General features: G+C 69.2%; 19 protein-coding genes. 11 read left to right on the top strand and 8 right to left on the bottom strand.

Features of this window, described 5'->3' with window-relative positions:
• Positions 1 to 132: 132 nt before the first annotated feature.
• The 5 genes from F1193_RS06565 to F1193_RS06545 all read right to left on the bottom strand — a co-directional run bounded on the left by F1193_RS06565 (position 133) and on the right by F1193_RS06545 (position 4,721).
• The gene (locus F1193_RS06565) at positions 133 to 834 is read right to left on the bottom strand and encodes an ABC transporter ATP-binding protein (RefSeq protein ID WP_150096873.1); all 702 of its coding nucleotides are present in this window, start codon (positions 832 to 834) and stop codon (positions 133 to 135) included.
• Positions 827 to 1,621 (bottom strand): ABC transporter ATP-binding protein, encoded by a 795-nt coding sequence (locus tag F1193_RS06560; RefSeq protein ID WP_150096872.1) that lies wholly within the window; start codon positions 1,619 to 1,621, stop codon positions 827 to 829. The genes F1193_RS06565 and F1193_RS06560 overlap by 8 nt, the downstream gene beginning before the upstream one ends.
• Positions 1,618 to 2,565 carry a branched-chain amino acid ABC transporter permease gene (locus F1193_RS06555; protein WP_150096871.1) on the bottom strand — a complete coding sequence of 316 codons (948 nt, stop codon included), beginning with the start codon at positions 2,563 to 2,565 and terminating at the stop codon, positions 1,618 to 1,620. The genes F1193_RS06560 and F1193_RS06555 overlap by 4 nt, the downstream gene beginning before the upstream one ends.
• Entirely contained in the window at positions 2,565 to 3,437 is an 873-nt protein-coding gene (locus tag F1193_RS06550) for a branched-chain amino acid ABC transporter permease (RefSeq protein ID WP_150096924.1), read from the bottom strand. Before F1193_RS06550 ends, F1193_RS06555 begins: the two co-directional genes overlap by 1 nt.
• A gap of 156 nt (positions 3,438 to 3,593) precedes the next feature.
• Positions 3,594 to 4,721 carry an ABC transporter substrate-binding protein gene (locus F1193_RS06545; protein WP_210247314.1) on the bottom strand — a complete coding sequence of 376 codons (1,128 nt, stop codon included), beginning with the start codon at positions 4,719 to 4,721 and terminating at the stop codon, positions 3,594 to 3,596.
• 390 nt (positions 4,722 to 5,111) lie between these two features.
• On the opposite strand from F1193_RS06545, the gene paaI reads away from it, so the two are divergent.
• The 4 genes from paaI (at position 5,112) to F1193_RS06525 (ending at position 8,546) form a co-directional block, all read left to right on the top strand.
• Positions 5,112 to 5,534 carry a hydroxyphenylacetyl-CoA thioesterase PaaI gene (gene paaI, locus F1193_RS06540; protein WP_210247312.1) on the top strand — a complete coding sequence of 141 codons (423 nt, stop codon included), beginning with the start codon at positions 5,112 to 5,114 and terminating at the stop codon, positions 5,532 to 5,534.
• Between the two features lie 406 nt (positions 5,535 to 5,940).
• Positions 5,941 to 6,540 carry a hypothetical protein gene (locus tag F1193_RS06535; RefSeq protein WP_150096870.1) on the top strand — a complete coding sequence of 200 codons (600 nt, stop codon included), beginning with the start codon at positions 5,941 to 5,943 and terminating at the stop codon, positions 6,538 to 6,540.
• Between the two features lie 240 nt (positions 6,541 to 6,780).
• Complete coding sequence (paaK, locus tag F1193_RS06530; RefSeq protein WP_150096869.1) at positions 6,781 to 8,091, top strand: phenylacetate--CoA ligase PaaK; 1,311 nt, start codon at positions 6,781 to 6,783, stop codon at positions 8,089 to 8,091.
• A 122-nt stretch (positions 8,092 to 8,213) separates the two neighbouring features.
• Complete coding sequence (locus tag F1193_RS06525) at positions 8,214 to 8,546, top strand: c-type cytochrome (protein ID WP_150096868.1); 333 nt, start codon at positions 8,214 to 8,216, stop codon at positions 8,544 to 8,546.
• Positions 8,547 to 8,592: 46 nt separating this feature from the next.
• Here the strand turns inward: F1193_RS06525 and F1193_RS06520 are convergent, their stop codons facing one another.
• Together F1193_RS06520 and F1193_RS06515 are read right to left on the bottom strand one after the other, a co-directional pair.
• Positions 8,593 to 9,675, bottom strand: coding sequence for a coiled-coil domain-containing protein (locus F1193_RS06520; protein WP_150096867.1), 1,083 nt, complete (start codon positions 9,673 to 9,675; stop codon positions 8,593 to 8,595).
• A gap of 335 nt (positions 9,676 to 10,010) precedes the next feature.
• Entirely contained in the window at positions 10,011 to 10,607 is a 597-nt protein-coding gene (locus tag F1193_RS06515; RefSeq protein WP_150096866.1) for a DUF1134 domain-containing protein, read from the bottom strand.
• A 149-nt stretch (positions 10,608 to 10,756) separates the two neighbouring features.
• Between F1193_RS06515 and F1193_RS06510 the strand changes: the two genes are divergently transcribed.
• Positions 10,757 to 11,257, top strand: a complete 501-nt coding sequence (locus tag F1193_RS06510) for a YHS domain-containing (seleno)protein (protein ID WP_150096865.1) — start codon at positions 10,757 to 10,759, stop codon at positions 11,255 to 11,257.
• Between the two features lie 242 nt (positions 11,258 to 11,499).
• Here F1193_RS06510 and cysQ read toward each other — a convergent pair whose 3' ends face one another.
• Entirely contained in the window at positions 11,500 to 12,312 is an 813-nt protein-coding gene (gene cysQ, locus F1193_RS06505; protein ID WP_150096864.1) for a 3'(2'),5'-bisphosphate nucleotidase CysQ, read from the bottom strand.
• Between the two features lie 251 nt (positions 12,313 to 12,563).
• Here cysQ and chpT point away from each other — a divergent pair, with 251 nt between their 5' ends.
• The 6 genes from chpT to F1193_RS06475 all read left to right on the top strand — a co-directional run bounded on the left by chpT (position 12,564) and on the right by F1193_RS06475 (position 19,262).
• Positions 12,564 to 13,190 (top strand): histidine phosphotransferase ChpT, encoded by a 627-nt coding sequence (gene chpT / locus F1193_RS06500; RefSeq protein WP_246164171.1) that lies wholly within the window; start codon positions 12,564 to 12,566, stop codon positions 13,188 to 13,190.
• Between the two features lie 269 nt (positions 13,191 to 13,459).
• A complete protein-coding gene (locus F1193_RS06495) occupies positions 13,460 to 16,300 on the top strand; it encodes a hybrid sensor histidine kinase/response regulator (protein ID WP_150096862.1) in 2,841 nt (946 codons plus the stop codon).
• A gap of 17 nt (positions 16,301 to 16,317) precedes the next feature.
• Positions 16,318 to 16,779: a chemotaxis protein CheW gene (locus F1193_RS06490; protein ID WP_150096921.1), complete on the top strand. Its 462-nt coding sequence runs from the start codon at positions 16,318 to 16,320 to the stop codon at positions 16,777 to 16,779.
• A gap of 14 nt (positions 16,780 to 16,793) precedes the next feature.
• Entirely contained in the window at positions 16,794 to 17,159 is a 366-nt protein-coding gene (locus tag F1193_RS06485) for a response regulator (protein WP_150096861.1), read from the top strand.
• Between the two features lie 76 nt (positions 17,160 to 17,235).
• A complete protein-coding gene (locus F1193_RS06480) occupies positions 17,236 to 18,387 on the top strand; it encodes a protein-glutamate methylesterase/protein-glutamine glutaminase (RefSeq protein WP_246164170.1) in 1,152 nt (383 codons plus the stop codon).
• A complete protein-coding gene (locus F1193_RS06475; protein ID WP_150096860.1) occupies positions 18,384 to 19,262 on the top strand; it encodes a CheR family methyltransferase in 879 nt (292 codons plus the stop codon). Before F1193_RS06480 ends, F1193_RS06475 begins: the two co-directional genes overlap by 4 nt.
• Positions 19,263 to 19,319: the final 57 nt, after the last annotated feature.

Raw genomic sequence — 19,319 nt, 5'->3', positions numbered from 1 at the left:
TGCCCTTTGGGAATGTCATGCCCCTGTCAAGGGCGGCGCACTCTATAGAACTGTTCAATTGCACGCCACCCTGGGCAAAGCCTGAGCAGGCGCGCAATGCGGAAAACCGCGTCCGGCGGCGCTGTTGGCGGGTCACAGTCCCAAATAGGCCTCGCGGACCCGCGGCTCGGCGATCAGCGCCGCGCCGGTGCCGGAGAGCGCGATGCGGCCGGTCTCGATGACATAGCCGCGGTCGGCGATCTGCAGGGCGGCGAAGGCGTTCTGCTCGACCACGAGCACGGTCACCCCCTCGGCCGCCAGCCGCCGGATCACCGCGAACACCTGCTCGACCAGGAGCGGCGCGAGGCCCATGCTCGGCTCGTCCAGGAGAAGCAGCTTCGGCCGCGACATGAGGGCGCGGCCCATCGCCAGCATCTGCTGCTGGCCGCCGGACAGCGCGCCCGCCGCCTGGTCGCGCCGCTCCTTCAGCACCGGGAACATGTCGTAGACATAGCCCAGGCTCAGCTCGGCCTCGGCCCGGCCGCGGCGATAGGCGCCGAGCCGGAGATTGTCGACGACGCTCAGCGGCTTGAACACGTGCCGGCCCTCGGGCACCTGCGCCAGGCCCAGCGCCACGCGGCGGTGGGCGGCCAAGGCCTCGATGCGCTGGCCGGCGAAGGTGACGCTGCCGCGCCGGATCGGCTGCACGCCGGAGATGGCGCGCAGCAGCGTGGTCTTGCCGGCGCCGTTGGCGCCGACCAGGGCCACGACCTCGCCGGCCTCGACCTTGAGCGAGACGCCGTGCAGGGCCTCGATGCGGCCATAGGCGCTGACGAGGTCATGCACCTCAAGCATAGGAGGGGGCCTCGACAAGGCGGTGGGCGGCGTCGCGGCCGAGATAGGCCTCGATGACCCGCGGGTCGCGCGCCACCTCGTGCGGCTCGCCCTCGGTCAGCACCCGGCCCTCGACCAGCACCAGCACGCGGTGCGAGATGCCCATCACCAGCTTCATGTCGTGCTCGATCAGCACGATGGTGATGCCGCTCGCGGCGATATCGACCAGCAGGCGGTCGATCTCCTCGGTCTCGGCGGCGTTGCAGCCGGCGGCGGGCTCGTCGAGCAGCAAGAGGCGCGGCTCGGTGGCGAGCGCGCGGGCGATCTCCAGCCGCTTCATCGCGCCATAGGGCAGGGCGCCGGCCAGCCGGCCGGCCTCGCCGTCGAGGCCGACGCGGGCGAGGCAGGCCATGGCCAGCTCGCGCGAGCGCCGCTCCTGGGCGCGGGTTGCCGGCGAGCGCACGAGATGGCCGAGGATCGCCCGCGACTCGTGGCGGTGGCGGCCGGTCATCGCGTTCTCCAGCACCGTCATGCGGGTGAAGAGCTGCAGGTTCTGGAAGGTGCGCGACAGGCCGAGGCTGGCCAGCGTCGCCGGCCGCAGGCCGGTGACGTCGAGGCCGTCGACGGCGAGGGTGCCGTCGGTCGTGCGGTAGATGCCGGAGATCACGTTGAACAGCGTGGTCTTGCCGGCGCCGTTCGGGCCGATGATCGAAAAGATCATCCCGCGCGGCACCGCGAACGACACCGCGTCGAGCGCGCGGATGCCGCCAAAGGCGATGCCGAGGCCGTCGACCGCCAGAATGCTCATGGCGTGAGCCTCGCGGTCAGGCGCGCGGCCAGCCCCGGCACGATGCCGCCGCGCAGGAAAATCATGAACAGGATGATCATCACGCCGAGCACCAGCGTCTCGTATTCCTGGAACACGGTCAGCACCTGGGGCAGGATGACCAGCACCGCGGCGCCGACGATCGAGCCCAGGATCGAGCCGAGCCCGCCGATCACCGCCATGGTCACGAACTCGACCGAGCGCAGGAAGCTGCCGACGTCCGGCGTCACGTGGCCGCTGAACAAAGCGAGCGCCGCCCCGGCCACCGCGGCATAGACGGAGGCGGCCACGAACACCACGAGCTTGTAGCGGGTGACGTCGATGCCCAGCACCTCGGCGGCGACCTCCGAATCGTGCAGCGCGCGCAGCGCCCGCCCGGTCGGGCTGTTGAGAAGATTGAGCGCGGCGACGACGCCGAGGATCAGCAGGCCGCCGCTGATCCAGTACCAGGTCTCCGGCGCGCGCAGCTTGAAGCCGAACACCGTGGCGCGGGCCACCGCCATGCCGTCGGGGCCGCCGGTGATGGCGACCTCGGCGTTCAGCACCATGGTGATCAGCATGCCGATGCCGAGCGTGGCGACGGCGAGGTGCTGGCCGCGAAGCCGCAGGATCGGCCGGCCGATGGCGAAGGCCAGAGCGGCGGCCAGCACGACGCCGGTGGCGGCGGCCAGCAGTGGCGGCCAGCCGAGCTGCGCCGGCAGGATGGCGGTGCCATAGGCGCCGATGGCGAAGAAGCCGGCATGGCCGAGGCTGACCTGGCCGGCATAGCCCATCAGCAAATTGAGGCCGATCACCGCCAGCGCGCTGATGAACACCAGCGCGCCCACCCGGTAGTAATAGGGCGAGGGCAGCACGAGGCCCGGCAATACGACGATCAGCACGGTGGCGATCAGGATCAGGACGGCGGGGGAAAGCTTCAGCGCCATCACACCCGCTCCACGTGCTTCACGCGGGCGAGCCCGCCCGGCATGACGATCAGCACGGCGATGAGGATGGCGAAGGCCACCGCGTCCTTGTAGGTGGACGACAGATAGCCGGCCGCAAACGATTCCAAGAGGCCGAGCAGCAGCCCGCCGGCCACCGCGCCCAGCGGATTGCCGATGCCGCCCAGCACCGCCGCGGCGAAGCCCTTGAGCGACAGGATCACGCCGACGTCGTAGCTGGTCAGCGTGATCGGCGTGACCAGGATGCCGGCGATGGCGCCGATGGCCGCCGACATGGCGAAGCAGAAGCCGACGATGACGGAGGTGTTGATGCCGGAGAGGCGCGCCGCCATGCGGTCGGCGGCGGTGGCGAGCACCGCCTTGCCGAACAGCGTGTGGGCGAGGAACACCTTCAGCGCCAGCACGATCACCGCCGTGCCGCCGACCACCCAGAACGCCTGCGGCTGCACCAGGGCGCCCAGCAGCGACACCGGCTCCTCGCCCGAGAAGCCGGGCAGCTTGTGGAACTGCTTGTCGAACACCAGGGGGGCGGCGCCGCGCAGCACCAGCGACACGCCGATGGTGAGGATGATCAGCGTCACCGCATTGGCGCCGCGGGCGGGCTCGATGACGAGGGTGTGCACCAGGAGGCCGGTGACCACCGCCACCGCCACCGCGGCGAGCGCCGCCAGCGGAATCGGCAGGCCGAGCGCGGCGAGGAACACGGTCGCCATGCCGCCCAGCATGACGAACTCGCCCTGGGCGAAGTTCACCACGCTGGAGGCGTTGTAGATCAGCGTGAAGCCCAGCGCGACGAGCGCATAGACGGCGCCGACGGTCAGCCCCGACATGGCGAACTGGACGAAATCGGCCATCACGTTACTTCCGCTGAGATCGTCCATTGCGCGTCGTCCCGGGCGAGGCGAAGCCGCGACCCGGGACCGCATGCCGAAGGGTGCTGAATTCCGCTCGCGGTCCCGGCTCGCGCGCGCCATGCGCGCTTGGCCGGGACGACGCGTTCCGTGCTGCCGTCACTCCACCAGCGTCCAGTCACCGCTGCGCACTTCGAGCATTTTGAAGGCGGTGAGGTCGAGGCCCATATGGTCGGCCGGCGTCATGTTGAAGATGCCGGCGGTGCCGATGAAGCCCGTGGTCTTCTCGATCTCGTCGCGGATCTTGGCGGCGTCCGACGACTTCGCCCGCTCAAGCGCGCCCTTGAGGATGAACAGCGCGTCGAAGGCGTGGCCGCCGAAGGTCGAGACCTGGCCCTTGGTGGCCGCCTCATAGGAGGTCTTGTAGCCCAGCGCGATGGCCTTCTGGGGATCGCTGTCCGGCAGCTTCTCGGCCACCAGGATGGCGGCGGCGGGCAGGCGCACGCCCTCGGCGGCATCGCCCGCCAGCTCGATGAAGCTCTTCGAGGCGACGCCGTGGCTCTGGTAGAGCGGCAGCGCGATGCCGAGCTGGCGCACGTTGCGCGTCACGATCGCCGGCCCCTGGCCCATGCCGGGATTGACCAGCGCCTGGATGCCGGGCGCGCCCTTGAGGTTGGTGAGCTGGGCGGTCATGTCGGAATCGCGCGGGCCGTAGGTCTCCTCGGCGACGATCTCGACGTCGTACTTGGCATTGACCTTGACGCACTGGTCGCGCATCGACTTGCCGAAGCCGTCGGTGCCGGAGATGATGCCGACCTTGGTCAAATTCTGCTTCTTGAGATCCTCGAAGATCTTCTCGCAGGCCATGCGGTCGGTGTGCGGGGTCTTGAACACCCACTTCTTGGTGGGCTCGACGATGCCGACCGCCCCGGCGAACGAGATGAACGGCATCTCGGCGTCCTCGAACACCGGGACCATCGCCATGGTGGTGCCCGACGTGGTGCCGCCCAGCACCGCGGCCACCTTGTCCTCTTCCACCAGCCGGGTGGCGAAGGTGCGCGCCTTGTCGGCGTCGCCGCCATCGTCATAGATGACGAGCTTGATGGTATCGCCGTTGATGCCGCCGGCCTTGTTGATCTCCTCGGCATAGAGCTTCAGCGTCTTCTCCTCGGGGTCGCCGAGGAAGGCGGCGGGCCCGGTCGCCGACAGGACCGAGCCGATCCTGATCTCCCCGGCCTGGGCCGCGCCCACCCCGCCGAAACCAGCCGCGAGGCCGAGCGCCAGCATGGATGCCGTTGCGGTCAGCCGGGCGGCCGCCAGCAGTCTTGCCGTCACTGTCGTCGTGGCTCTTGCCGTCATACTTGCCGTCATGGGTGCTCCCCCTCCATGGTGCGGTTGGTCCGCGCATTTTTCTGAAGTTTTGTCAGGCTGCGCTCATAGCGCATCGCTGCCTTGCGTGGAAAGCTGCTCTTTTGGCGAGCCCGGCGTATTGACCTCTGTCAATGTCCGGCGCGCCCTGCGGCCGGCGAATGGGATCGCTTGCCAGTGCTCCCTTCGGAACCGCGGCGGACGTCTCGGCGGAAATCCTTGGCTGGAAACGCAATTCCTGGCGAGGCGGCGGTTGATCGCCGCGCCTTCGGGCCGTAATCCCCGCAAGCACGTATCGAGAGAACGCGAATGGACATGACGCCCGAAGAGATCGCCCGCCGCTCGGCCGACGCGATGATGCCCGACGACAAGGCGCCCGCCGCGCTCGGCATCGTCATCGATGACGTCGGGCCGGGCGAGGCCGCCGCGTCGATGGTGGTGACCGAGGCCATGGTCAACGGCCACGGCACCTGCCATGGCGGCTACATCTTCGCGCTGGCCGACACCGCCTTCGCCTATGCCTGCAATTCCTACGGGCAGCGGGCGGTGGCGCAGCACTGCTCGATCAGCTTCCTCAAGCCGGCCCAGATCGGCATGAAGCTCACCGCGCTGGCGCGCGAGCGCCACCGGGCCGAGCGCTCCGGCATCTATGACGTGACCTTGACCGCGGACGGCGACGTGATCGCCGAGTTCCGCGGCCACAGCCGCACCGTGCCGGGCACGCTGATCTGATCTGATCTGCGGGCCGGGCGTAGAACCATTTGAATCCAGGTTGGTCGATCTGGCGAGGATGCTCGCCGGGAGGGGCGTTCTTCCCTCTCCCCTTGCGGGAGAGGGTGGCGAGACCGAGCGTCAGCGAGGTCGAGCCGGGTGAGGGGTGCATATGGGCGAACGCTGGAGGATTCACCCCTCACCCGCCTCGCGTTCCTTGATCGCTCGGCACCCTCTCCCGCAAGGGGAGAGGGAAGAAGAGAGCCGATCGCCAGGGAACAGGTTCCAGAGCGCGATCCGATCTGACTGCATCAGATCGGGCGCTCTAAGTTCTTGAGTTGTCGCATTCTCTTTCGCAAAACCGGTTCCCACTTTTGGGGAGAATGCTCTAAACAACATCCTTGGATCACCCGGACTGGAGATATCCATGACGACTCTCGGGAGGCTTCTGACGCTGCTGGCCGTGCCGCTGGCGCTGGCCGTGCCGCTGGGTCTCGCCGGGGCGGCGGTAGCCGAGACGGTGGCGGAGGGCTCGCGCTGTCCCGGCATCGCCGACGCGGCCGAGCGGCTGCGGTGCTTCGACGCCGAGAGCGCCAAGGGGGCGCAGGCGGACAAGCCGGCGACGAATATGCCCGCGGCGCCGGCCGGGAGCGGGCCTGCGGGCTGGGTGCTGGAGCGCCGGCGCGATCCCCTCACCGATGGCGTGGCCTGCGTCATCTCCCCGCCCGGCAGGCCCGATGTCCGGGTCGGCCGCGAGGAGATGGTTGTCAGGTTCGGGCAGCGCGGCGGCGTCGCGCGCTACCGCTTCCGCCTCGACAACTCCGAGCCGAGCCGGGTGCGCACCCTGCCGCGCAGGGACCGCGCCGTGCAGCAGGTGCGCTTCCGCGGCAAGGTGTTCGACCGCATCCTGATGGGCCGCCGCCTCGTGCTCGAAGTCACGACGTTCGGCGCCGGGGTGGTGGTCGAGGAGTTCGATCTGGCCGGACTCTCGGCGGAGCACGACCGGCTGCTGCGCGAGTGCCCGTGATCGGGCCGGCCAGCGGCGCGGCCTTGCCGAAAATTCCTTGATCTGACACGATTTTTCGGCGACAGGGATGCAAAATCCGGCCCTCGGGCCGGATTTTGCGTGAGACGCCAAAAAAATCGCCGGGGCCCGCCGGTTACGTGATCAACCGCAATGAAGCGCGGGGGAGGGGGGCGCTATTGCCTGCCCCCGAACGTGGCGTTCGCGTGTCCGGACCGCCCAAGCCTGAGGAAGGAAAGCACGATGTTGGACCTCTCACCGCGCCCGGGCGACCTCGAGCCGATCGAAACCGCCTCGCGCGACGAACTGACCGCGCTGCAGCTCGAGCGCCTGAAATGGACGCTGCGCCACGCCTATGAGAACGTCCCGCATTACCGTGCCAAGTTCGCCGCCGCCGGCGTCCATCCGGACGAGGTGAAGACCCTGGCCGATCTCGGCAAGTTCCCTTTCACCACCAAGCAGGACCTGCGCGACACCTACCCCTTCGGCATGTTCGCCGTGCCGCAGTCGCAGGTGATCCGCGTCCACGCCTCCTCCGGCACCACCGGCCGGCCGACCGTGGTCGGCTATTCCAAGGCCGACATCGACATGTGGGCCGACGTGATGGCCCGCTCGATGCGCGCGGCCGGCGCCCGGCCGGGCATGAAGGTGCACGTCTCCTATGGCTACGGCCTGTTCACCGGCGGGCTCGGCGCCCATTACGGCGCGGAGCGGCTGGGCTGCACCGTCATCCCGGTGTCCGGCGGCATGACGGAGCGTCAGGTCCAGCTGATGCGCGACTTCCAGCCCGACGTCATCATGGTGACGCCGTCCTACATGCTGGCGCTGCTCGACGAGTTCCGCCGCATCAAGGTCGACGCCCGCACCTGCAGCCTGAAGGTCGGCATGTTCGGCGCCGAGCCGTGGACCAACGCCATGCGCCACGAGATCGAGGCGGCGTTCGACATGCACGCCATCGACGTCTACGGCCTGTCGGAGGTGATCGGGCCGGGCGTCGCCAATGAGTGCGTCGAGACCAAGGACGGCCTGCACGTCTGGGAAGACCACTTCTATCCCGAGATCATCGACCCGGTGACCGGGGCGGTGCTGCCGGACGGCGCGTTCGGCGAGCTGGTGTTCACCTCGCTGACCAAGGAGGCGATGCCGATCATCCGCTACCGCACGCGCGACCTCAGCCGGCTTCTGCCCGGCACGGCGCGCTCGATGCGGCGGATGGAGAAGGTGTCGGGCCGCTCCGACGACATGATCATCCTGCGCGGCGTCAACGTGTTCCCGAGCCAGATCGAGGAGCAGATCCTTAAATGCTCCGGGCTGGCGCCGCACTACGTCATCGAGCTCGGCCGCGAAGGCCGCCTCGACACCATGAGCGTGCTGGTCGAGGCCCGGCCGGAAGCCGCCGACGCGGCCGTGCGCGCCGTCCAGGCCAAGGAGCTGACGCACCACGTCAAGGCGATCGTCGGCGTCACCGTCCGGGTCAATGTGGTCGATCCCAACTCCATCGAGCGCTCGATCGGCAAGGCCAAGCGCGTGCTCGACATGCGGCCGCGCGACTAGACGGGCGCGGTGCAGGGCGCGGCCGGGGCGGGGCGAAATTTCCGATGGCCGGCATCGGCGCGCTCTGCAACACTGCTCCCGGTCAGGCCTTGCGCCATCGACACAACCGAAGCAGGTGCATCATGCGGCTTTCTGGAACCGGCATCGCCCTCGGACTTTCGATCGCGTGGCTTGCGCTGGGGGTCGGGGGGCAGCCGGCGGCGGCCGAGAGCGCCGATGCGGCGGCCGGCCGGGTGCTGGCCGAGCGCTGGTGCTCGGGCTGCCATCTGGTCGATGCCCAGCAGTTGCAGGGCAATGACGGGGTGCCGACCTTCCGCTCGATCGGGGCCAAGCCCTGGACGGAGGCGAGCTTCGCCGCCGCCATCACCTCGCCGCACCCGCCGATGCCGACGCTCGACCTCACCCGCAAGGAGATCGCCGAGCTCCTGGCCTTCGTCCGCAGCCGGGCGCCGTGATGCGGTCTTCGGTCTGAACCGGCCGCGGGCGTGCGGGGCCTGAGCGTCAGGGGTTGGCGGTGCGCGCCTGAAGGGTGCGGATGCGCTCGGCGAGCGAGGCGGGGGCCGCGGGCGCGTCCGGGGCCGGGGCTGCGCCATTCAGCCGCGCGGGCTCGGCGATCAGCGCCGGGATCGGCGAGCTGGGGCCCTCGATCTGGGCGGTGAGGCGGGCGATCTCGGCGGCGACGTCGCTGATGCGCTCGCGCAGCAGCGCGTTCTCGCTGCGCTCGGCCGCGCCGGTGCCTTCGGCCTGCCGCCTGGCCTCTGCGAGGTCGTGCCGCAGCCGGGCGATTTCCTCGCGGGCCTGGGCGAGGGTGCCCTCCAGCGCGCCATTGTCGGCCTTGAGGGTGGCCATGGCGGCGGTCAGCGCGGCAGGGCCGCGCTCGATCTCGCCTTCGAGCACGGCGATGCGCTTCAGCAGCATGTCGCGCTCGCGGACGTAGCTGGCCAGCCGGTTTTCGAGATCGGCGAGGCGGACGGCCATGCGCGCGGCGCGGCCGCGCTCGTCGATGAACTGCTCCAGCTCCTGCTCCCGCGCCGCCAGGCGCTGGCGCAGGCTGGCCGCCTGGGCGGTGAGCGTGGCGATCTCGGCCTTCTGGTCGTGCGACAGGCTCGCGGTTTCGTCGACGAGGCGCTGCAGGCCGGCGAGCGAGGCCTCGCGGTCCGACAGCAAAGCGGAGACCTGTTCGAGCGTCTGGGTGCGGGCGGCCAGCTCCTGCTGCACCGCGGCCAGATGGTCGGCCAAGGCCCGATCCTGCGAGCCCAGCGCCTCAAGGCCGGCGTCCCTGTCGGCGAGGTCGGCCCTGAGGGCGAGGATCGTCTCGGTCTTGCGGCCGATCTCGGCCAGTTGCTCGGCGGTCTTCTGCCGCAGCGCCTCGGCCTCGATCTCCACCCGCCGGATGGCCACCGCATACTCGGCGCGGAGCTGGTCCTTGTCGGCCTGGATCTCGGCCAGCGAGACCGGAACGAGGCTTTCGATCCGCCGGCGGGTCAGGCGGACGGCGCGCGTCCACACCGCCGGCATCGCGGTGAGCGCGAGCGCCATGGCCAGGAGGAAGCCGAGTGCGAAGTACATGATCATTTCGATCATGTGCGACCTTTCCGCGGGAGCCGGCGCTCAGCGCCCCGCTCCCGGCCTTGAGAAGCGCCGCACGCCCCCGGCCGAAGACGAGGAATCCCGGCCGGGACACGCTCCCGGAACGCGGTCCCGGGCTCCGTCCCGGAGGGCAGCGGTTTCGCTGCCTTCATGCCATGGCGGCAAGGCGGCTGCCAGCGAAAGCAGACCCCGCCGCGGCACAAAGATGCGTTGGCGGACCAAGGGGAAGCCGCCCTTGCGGCTTCCGGAGGATCCCGCAGGATCCCGCAGGATCCTTCAGAATCCGGCAGACGGTCGGGGCAGGCGGTCGCGGCGTGCCGGAACCCAGGTCAGAACGGGTTCCAGGTCGGCCGCTGCGTGAACTTCAGATAGCCGACATTGGCGCCGAGCCGCAGGCCGACGCCCGAGCGGATCGGCACCACCGTCATGCCGTCGGCGGTGAGCGCGGTGATGCCGAAGCCGGCGACCAGATAGGCGGAGCCGGCGATGCCGGGGAAGCGCTGGAAGATGTCGGTTACCTGGCGCATGTTGTAGACCAGCATCATGGTGCGGGCGCCGTCGCCGCCGAAGTCGAAGCCGAGCGAGGGGCCCTGCCAGAACACTGGCATGTCGCCGGCATTCTTGGTGTAGAGCGTGCCCTCGCCGTAGCGCAGGCCGACCGCGAAGGCGCCGGTGCCCTCCTGGCCGAGGATGTAGCCGTTCGGCAGGCCCCATTTGGCCACCACGTCCTGGATCGCCAGCGCCAGCCCGCGCGAGATGCTGCCGAAGAAGCTGTGGCCGGCCTGGACCAGCTCGTCGGGCTTGAACTGGCCGACGCGGCTTTGCGGCGGCGGGGCCTGGTCGTGCCCTTGCGCCTGACCGGGAGCGAACGGGGCGCCGGCAAGAACCGCAAGGAGGGCGAACAGCAGAATCCGAAGGCGGATCATCAGTCGTGCTCCGGTTGGACGGGATGAAGGATTAACGCGGCGCTCACCGCCCGTTCCTATACTCGGTCTGGTACGCGACCTCGGCGAAAACCGTTTGCGCCGCAGCCGGCGCGATTCGCCACAGCGAAGGCAAAGTATTGGACATGAGTATGGCGTGTACTGGGCAGTCGCGGTGGCGGGCGCTGCGCCGCTGGCGCCCCGCGTGGCCAGCGCTCCTGATCGCCTTTGCGCTGCTCGGATCGGCCGCGGCGGCCACCAACGAGCGGGTGGTGGCCGACCGCCATTCGGGGCTGGCGCTGTGGGGCTACGACCCGGTGGCCTACCACCTTGAGGGCGCGGCCCGGCAGGGCAGCGCCAAGTTCGAGCTTTCGCATGCGAATGTCGTCTGGCGCTTCGTCAATGCCGGCAATCTCGCCGCCTTCCAGGAGGCGCCCGACGACTACATGCCGGCGTTCGGCGGCCATGACCCGTCGGCGGTGGCCCGCAAGGCGGCGGTGCCCGGCAATCCCGAAGTGTTCGCGGTCTGGTCCGGCCGGCTGCTGCTGTTCCGCAACGAAGCCAGCCGCGAGCGGTTCTTTACCGATCCGGGCAACGCGTTCCGGGCCGCCGAATCCGGCTGGAGCGAGGCCAGCAAGACGCTGTCGCGCTGAGAGGGTCTTTCGGGCGATCGGCCTGGAATCGTGGGCGGAAGACCGCTGCCCGCTCTTCCCTCTCCCCTTGCGGGAGAGGGTGCCGAGCGATCAAAGATCGCGAGGCGGGTGAGGGGTGAATCTTCCAGCATTCGCCATATGCACCCCTCACCCGGCTCAGCCTCGCGCTGCTCGGCCTCGCCACCCTCTCCCGCAAGGGGAGAGGGAAGAAAGAAGCCGCTCCGGTCAGGCGGAAAGCCGGATCACGGCGCGCCCGTGGCCCGGAAGCCGGTGACGGCGAAGCCGTCCGCGGCCTTGCCATAGATGAGGGGCGAGCCGTCCGCCGCCGTCACCGTGCCGCCGGCGGCGATGAGCAGGGCGTGGCCCGCGGCGATGTCCCATTCGCGAACCATCCCCAGCCGCAGATAGAGATCGGCCCGGCCCTCGGCGACGACGGCGAATTTCAGCGCCGAGCCGAGCTGAAGGCGGGTCGTCGGCCCCAGCGCCGCCACCGCCTGCTCGGTCTCCGGGTCGAGATGGGTGCGGCTCAGCGCCACGGTCGGCACCGCCGGGCGCGGCCGGCAGTGGACCGGCTGCCAGGCTGAGCGCGGCACGAGCCCGTCCGGCGCCGCGGCGGCCCGCCAGGCGCCGGCGCCGACCAGGCCGAGCCAGGTGTCGCCGCCCACCGGCGCATGCACCACGCCGAGGACGGGCCGGCCGCGCTCGATCAGGGCGATGTTGACGGCGTATTCGCCATTGCCGGCCAGGAATTCCTTGGTGCCGTCCAGCGGATCGACCAGGAACAGCCGGTCGGCGGCCGCCGGCACGATCCCGGCCGCCACGGCCTCCTCGGAGGCCACCGGGACGCCGGGGCAGAGCGCGTCCAGGCCGGCGAGCAGGATCGCCTCCGAGGCCCGGTCGGCCTCGGTGACGGGGCTGCCGTCCGCCTTCAGGTGGGCCGAGATGCCGGTGGCGCACACCGCCTCGATTCGGCGGCCCGCCTCGACGGCGAGGGCGCCCAAGGCGGCGAGCAGGTCGAGGTCGCGGACGCGGCAATCGCCGTTCGATTCAATCATGTTGCCCAATCATGCCGTCAGTCTTGGCACACGGGGGCTTGCCGGTGTATCCGAACCGTGCCGCATAATCGGCGAATCGCGGCTCTTTCCCCGGCCACCGGAAGGCTCCCATGTCCAACGCTCCGATGTCCGACGCTTTCAAGTCCGAGGCTCAATCGTCCGATTCTTCGATGTCGGACGTTTCTTCGAGGTCCGAGGGGTCTTCGAGGTCCGAGGGGTCTTCGAGAACCGAGGGGTCTTCGAGAACCGAGGTGTTCGCCCTCGATGGCCTCGATCTCGCGGCCCTGGTCGCGAGCCGCGTCTGCCATGATGTCATCAGCCCGGTCGGGGCGATCGTCAATGGCCTGGAGGTTCTCGACGAGAACAACCAGGACGAGGACATGCGCTCGTTCGCCCTCAACCTCATCCGCAAGAGCGCGCGGCAGGCCTCGGCCCGCCTGCAGTTCTGCCGGCTGGCGTTCGGTGCCGCCGGCTCGGCCGGCGCCGAGGTCGATACCGGCGATGCCGAGACGGTCGCCCGCGGCGTGCTCGACGACGAGCGCACCAAGCTGACCTGGGACGTGCCGCGGCGGCTGATGCCGAAGAACCGGGTGAAGCTTCTGCTGAATCTGGTGGTGCTGGCGGGCAACACGATCCCGCGCGGCGGCGTCATCCTGGTCCGCAGCGAAGGCGACGGGTTCCGGGTGGTGGCCGAGGGCACCAATCCGCGCGTGCCCGCCGGCATCCGCGAACTGCTGGCCGGCCATCCTGCCAACGGCCACATCGACGGCACCCTGATCCAGCCCTTCTATACCGGGCTTCTCGCCCGCGCCGCCGGCCTGAGCGTGACGGTGGCCCTGGAGCAGGGCGGCGTGGCGTTCAACGTCGCCAGCGCCTGACGCCGGCCTGCCGCCGTTACGCGGCGGCGCGGCGATTCCGGTAACCGTTTCGGGGGGCGGGGTGCGCGCTGTGCGTGCGCGAGCGTCAATTTTAGTACAATCCTGGTTTGTGAGAACGTAGACCGTAAACGGATTGTCTACCTTACCGGCCGGGCAATGGTTCCCGCCGATTCATTTCAGTCAATTTTAACGCATGTCTCCGACACTGCCTGAATGATCCGGGCGATCGTCCGGTTCAGTCCGCCATGTGCGACCGAGGCGTGCCCCTCATGGACGATCTACTTCGCGAATTCCTGACCGAAACCAACGAGAGCTTGGATACGGTCGACGTTCAGCTTGTCCGGTTCGAGCAGGACCCGAACGACAAGAAGATCCTCGACAATATCTTCCGCCTTGTTCACACCATCAAGGGAACCTGCGGCTTTCTCGGGCTGCCACGGCTGGAGGCTTTGGCGCACGCCGCCGAGACCCTGATGGGCAAGTTCCGGGACGGCATGCCGGTGACCGGCGAGGCGGTGACGCTGATCCTGTCCACCATCGACCGGCTGAAGCTGGTGCTGGACGGGCTGGAGCGCCAGCAGGAGGAGCCCGCCGGCTCCGACGAGGATCTGATCGGCAAGCTCGAACAGATGGCGCTCCACGGCGCCGCCGAGATCGCCGCGCCGCCGACCGCGCCGGAGGACGACAGCAAGCCCGAGCAGCCGGACGACGAGACGGCCGCCGGACTGCTGGCCGAGCAGACGTTGGAGCGGCCGCTGCGGCCGGGCGAGGTGTCGCTCGACGAGCTGGAGCGGGCGTTCCGCGAGACCTCCGTCGAGCTGCCGGAGCCGGAGCCCGCGACCATGCCGGCCCAGGCTGCGATGGACCTCGAAGCGGCCGAGATCGAGGTGGCCGAGGTGGTCGAGGCACAGGCACCCGAGGCGAAAGCGCCGGAAGCCAAGAAGCCTGAGGCGAAGAAGGCGGAGGCCAAGAAATCCGACGCCAAGAAACCCGACGCCAAGAAATCCGACGCCAAGAAGGCTGTCCCCAAGGCCGAGGACGACGACAAGGCGCCGGAGTCGATGGTCAAGAACCAGTCGATCCGCGTCAATGTCGAGACGCTCGAACACCTGATGACCATGGTGTCGGAGCTGGTGCTGACCCGCAACCAGCTCCTGGAGATCGTCCGCCGCCACGAGGATTCGGAATTCAAGGTGCCGCTGCAGCGGCTGTCCAACGTCACCGCCGAGCTGCAGGAAGGCGTCATGAAGACGCGCATGCAGCCGATCGGCAATGCGTGGCAGAAGCTGCCGCGCATCGTGCGCGACCTCGCCAACGAGCTTGGCAAGTCGATCGAGCTGGAATCGGTGGGCGCGGAGACCGAGCTCGACCGGCAGGTGCTCGACCTGATCAAGGATCCGCTCACCCACATGGTGCGCAACTCGGCGGACCACGGGCTCGAAGGTCCGGAGGAACGGCGCGCCAACGGCAAGTCGGAGACCGGCACCATCCGCCTGTCGGCCTTCCACGAGGGCGGCCACATCATCATCGAGATCGCCGACGACGGACGCGGCCTCAACACCGAGAAGATCAAGGCCAAGGCGATCGCCAACGGCCTGGTCAGCGAGGCCGACGCCGAGAAGCTGTCGGAAAACCAGATCCAGAAGTTCATCTTCGCGCCGGGCTTCTCCACCGCCGCCAAGGTGACCTCGGTGTCGGGGCGCGGCGTCGGCATGGACGTGGTGCGCACCAATATCGACCAGATCGGCGGCACCATCGACCTCAAGTCGGTCTATGGCGAAGGCACCACCGTCACCATCAAGATCCCGCTGACGCTGGCCATCGTCTCGGCGCTGATCGTCGAGGCCAGCGGCGACCGCTTCGCCATCCCGCAGCTCGCGGTGGTCGAGCTGGTGCGGGCGCAGACCAATTCGGAGCACCGCATCGAGCGCATCAAGGACACCCCGGTGCTCCGCCTGCGCAACAAGCTCCTGCCGCTCGTGCACCTGAAGCGGCTGCTGAAGATCGACGGCGGCCAGAAGCTCGACGAGGAGACCGGCTTCATCGTGGTGACGCAGGTCGGCAACCAGACCTTCGGCATCGTGGTCGACGGCGTGTTCCACACCGAGGAAATCGTCGTCAAGCCGATGTCCTCGAAGCTGCGCCACATCTCGATGTTCTCCGGCAACACCATCCTCGGCGACGGCTCGGTGATCATGATCATCGATCCGAACGGCATCGCCGCGGCGTTCGGCGCCGGCACCGAGGCGCACCGCGCCGAGGAGGACGACGCCGAGGCGGCGCACGCGCAGGCCGCCGGCCAGACCATGTCGCTCCTGGTGTTCCGCGCCGGCTCGCCCGAGCCCAAGGCGGTGCCGCTGTCGCTGGTCACCCGCCTTGAGGAGATCGACGCCGCCAAGATCGAGCGCTCCAACGGCCGCTGGCTGGTGCAGTATCGCGGCAGCCTGATGCCGCTGGTCACCGTCAATCCGCACGTCACGGTGCGCTCGGAGGGAACCCAGCCAATGCTGGTGTTCTCCGAGGCTGGCCGCTCGATGGGCCTCGTCGTCGACGAGATCGTCGACATCGTCGAGGATCGCCTCAACATCGAGGTGGCGAGCGAGCAGCCGGGCGTGCTGGGCTCGGCGGTGATCAAGGGCCAGGCGACCGAGGTCATCGACATCGGCCATTACCTGCCGATGGCGTTCGAGGACTGGCTGTCGCGCAAGTCGATCCGCGTCGGCGGCCCGTCGCCGAAGCTGCTGTTCGTCGACGACTCGCCGTTCTTCCGCAACATGCTGACGCCGGTGCTGCGGGCGGCGGGCTACGAGGTGGTGGCCTGCACCGACGGCGAGGCGGCGCTGGCGACGCTGAAGCAGGATCCGCGCTTCGACATCGTCGTCGCCGACGTCGAGATGCCGGGCATGGACGGCTTCGAGCTGGCCGAGCAGGTCAAGGGCGATCCGCGCACCCGGCACATGCCGATGATCGCGCTGTCGTCGGTGGCGACGCCGGCCTCCATCGAGCGCGGCCGCAGCGTCGGCTTCGACGATCACATCGCCAAGTTCGACCGCCAGGGCCTGATCGCCGCGCTCAAGGAATGCACGGTCGAGTGGGAGAAGGCGGCGTGAGCGGCGAGGGAACCACCATGACCACGGCAATGAGCCAGGACACCACGGAATTCGTCACCGTGCTGATCGGCGGGCAACTGTTCGGGCTGCCCATCGAGCGCGTGCACGACGTGTTCATGCCCGACCGGCTGACGCGCGTGCCGCTGGCGGCGCCGGAACTCGCCGGCGTGCTCAATCTGCGCGGCCGCATCGTCACCGCCATCGACATGCGGGTGCGGCTCGGGCTCCCCGCCCGCGACGACGGCAGGACCAACATGGCGGTCGGCATCGAGCACAAGGGCGAAAGCTACGGCCTCTTGATCGACCAGGTCGGCGAGGTGCTGAAGGTGTCGGAGGCGACGCACGAGGCCAACCCGGCCAATCTCGATCCGCGCTGGGCACGGGTGTCGGCCGGCGTGCACCGCCTCGACGGCCAGTTGATGGTGATCCTCGATGTCGACCGGGTGCTCGACAACGGCATTGACGCCCTCGCGGCCTGAACGGAGTGGATGACATGAAGACGTGCCTGGTGGTCGACGATTCGAGCGTCATCCGGAAGGTGGCGCGCCGCATCATCGAGGGCTTCAAGTTCGCGGTGAACGAGGCCGAGGACGGCGAGAAGGCGCTGGATGCCTGCCGCCGGCAGATGCCCGACGCCGTGCTGCTCGACTGGAACATGCCGGTGATGGACGGCTACGAGTTCCTCAAGCACCTGCGCGCCATGCCGGGCGGCGCCTCGCCGAAGGTGGTGTTCTGCACCACCGAGAACGACGTCGCCCACATCGCCCGCGCGCTGCATGCCGGCGCCAACGAATACATCATGAAGCCGTTCGACAAGGAGATCGTCGAGGCCAAGTTCCAGGAAGTGGGCTTGATCTGAACCGCGCCGATCCGGCACGGGCCGCGCGTGCGACGCGCAGGCCCCGACCCATTCCCCTTTGCGACGCGTGCCGAAGATGACTGCCACCGCTCCGATCATCACCTCCACCGACCAGCCGATCCGCGTGATGATCGTCGACGACGCCGTCGTCGTGCGCGGTCTCGTGTCGCGGTGGCTGGCCGAGGAGACGGGCGTCGAGGTCGTCGCCTCGCTGCGCAACGGCCGCGAGGCGGTCGACCAGTTCAGCCGCTATGAGCCGGACGTGGTGGTGCTGGACATCGAGATGCCCGAGCTCGACGGCATCTCGACGCTGCCGCTGCTGCTTGAGAAGAAGCGCGACCTCATCGTCATCATGGCGTCGACGCTGACGCGCCGCAACGCCGAGATCTCGCTCAAGGCGCTGTCGCTCGGCGCCGCCGACTACATCCCCAAGCCCGAGACCAATCGCGACGTCACCACCTCGACGACCTTCCGGCGCGAGCTGGTCGACAAGATCAAGAGCCTCGGCGCGCGCCGCCGCCGCACCGCCGTGCGCCCGGCGCCGGCAGGGGCACCAGTGCCCGGCCGGCCGGTGGCGCCGCCGCTCGCGGCGCGCCTCGGGCCGCTGCCCGCCGACATCCGGATCCGGCCGTTTCCGCCGACCCCGCCGCGCGTCATCGTCATCGGCTCGTCGACCGGCGGGCCGCAGGCGCTGCAGGTGGTGCTGAAGGGGCTGGCGCCGATCGCCGCGCGCTTTCCGATCATCATCACCCAGCACATGCCGCCGACCTTCACCACCATTCTCGCCGAGCATCTCGGCCGCGCCAGCGGCCGGACGGCGCACGAGGGCATCGACGGCGAGCCGATCACCGCCGGCACCATCTATGTCGCGCCGGGCGGCCGGCACATGGTGATCAAGCGCGTCAACAACGTGCCGGTGATCGGGCTCGAGGACGGGCCGCCGGTGAACTACTGCAAGCCGGCGGTGGATCCGCTGTTCGCCTCGGCCGCCGACGCCTATGGCGCGGGCCTGCTCGCGGTCGTGCTCACCGGCATGGGCTCCGACGGCGCCCACGGCGCCGGCGACGTCGTCTCGCATGGCGGGGCGGTCATTGCCCAGGACGAGGCGACCAGCGTCGTCTGGGGCATGCCCGGCGCCACCGCTCATTCCGGGGTGTGTTCGGCGGTGCTGCCGCTCGCCGACATCGCCCCGCGCATCATCCGCCTCGCATCGGGAGATCGCCTGTGACGCCGCTCGATTACGAGTATCTGCGCAAATTCCTCAAGGAGCGCTCCGGGCTGCTGCTCTCCAACGACAAGCAGTATCTGATCGAAAGCCGGCTCCTGCCGGTGGCGCGCAAGGCCGGGCTCGCCGCGATCTCCGATCTCGTCGCCAAGCTGAAGGCGCCGGGCGCCGAGCGGCTCGCCGTCGAGGTCACCGAGGCGATGACCACCAACGAGTCGTTCTTCTTCCGCGACAAGGTGCCGTTCGACCACTTCCGCGACACCATGCTGCCCAAGGCGATGGCGCTGCGCGCCAAGGAGCGGCGGCTGCGCATCTGGTGTGCGGCCGCCTCCACCGGCCAGGAGCCCTATTCGCTGGCCATCCTGCTCAAGGAGGCCGCCGACAAGCTGGTCGGCTGGCGGGTCGAGATCATCGGCACGGACCTGTCGAACGAGGTGCTGGAGAAGGCCAGGGCCGGCGTCTACAGCCAGTTCGAGGTGCAGCGCGGCCTGCCGATCCAGATGCTGGTGAAGTATTTCGACCAGTCCGGCGACATCTGGCAGATCAAGCCCGAGATCCGGGCGATGGTGCAGTACCGGCCGCTCAACCTGCTCACCGATTTCTCGTCGCTCGGCACGTTCGACATCGTGTTCTGCCGCAACGTGCTGATCTATTTCGACCAGGACACCAAGATCGACGTGCTGAAGCGCATCGCCAAGCTCACCGTGCCGGAAGGCTTCCTGGTGCTCGGCGCCGCCGAGACGGTGGTGGGCCTCACCGACGCCTTCGTGCCGGTGCCGGACAAGCGCGGCCTCTATCAGCCCAACACCAGCGGCAAGCCGGGCCTCGGCTCGATCGGCATGCCGCGGCTGGCTGCGGCTGCCGGCGCGCGTGCGTGACACGGCTCCGGTTGATCCCCTTGGGATACCGGAAACGGTCTCGCCGAAAATCCCTTG

This window comes from Blastochloris sulfoviridis (genome assembly GCF_008630065.1).
GTDB classification, from domain to species: Bacteria; Pseudomonadota; Alphaproteobacteria; order Rhizobiales; family Xanthobacteraceae; genus Blastochloris; species Blastochloris sulfoviridis.
This window is presented reverse-complemented; position numbering and strand designations above follow the sequence as displayed.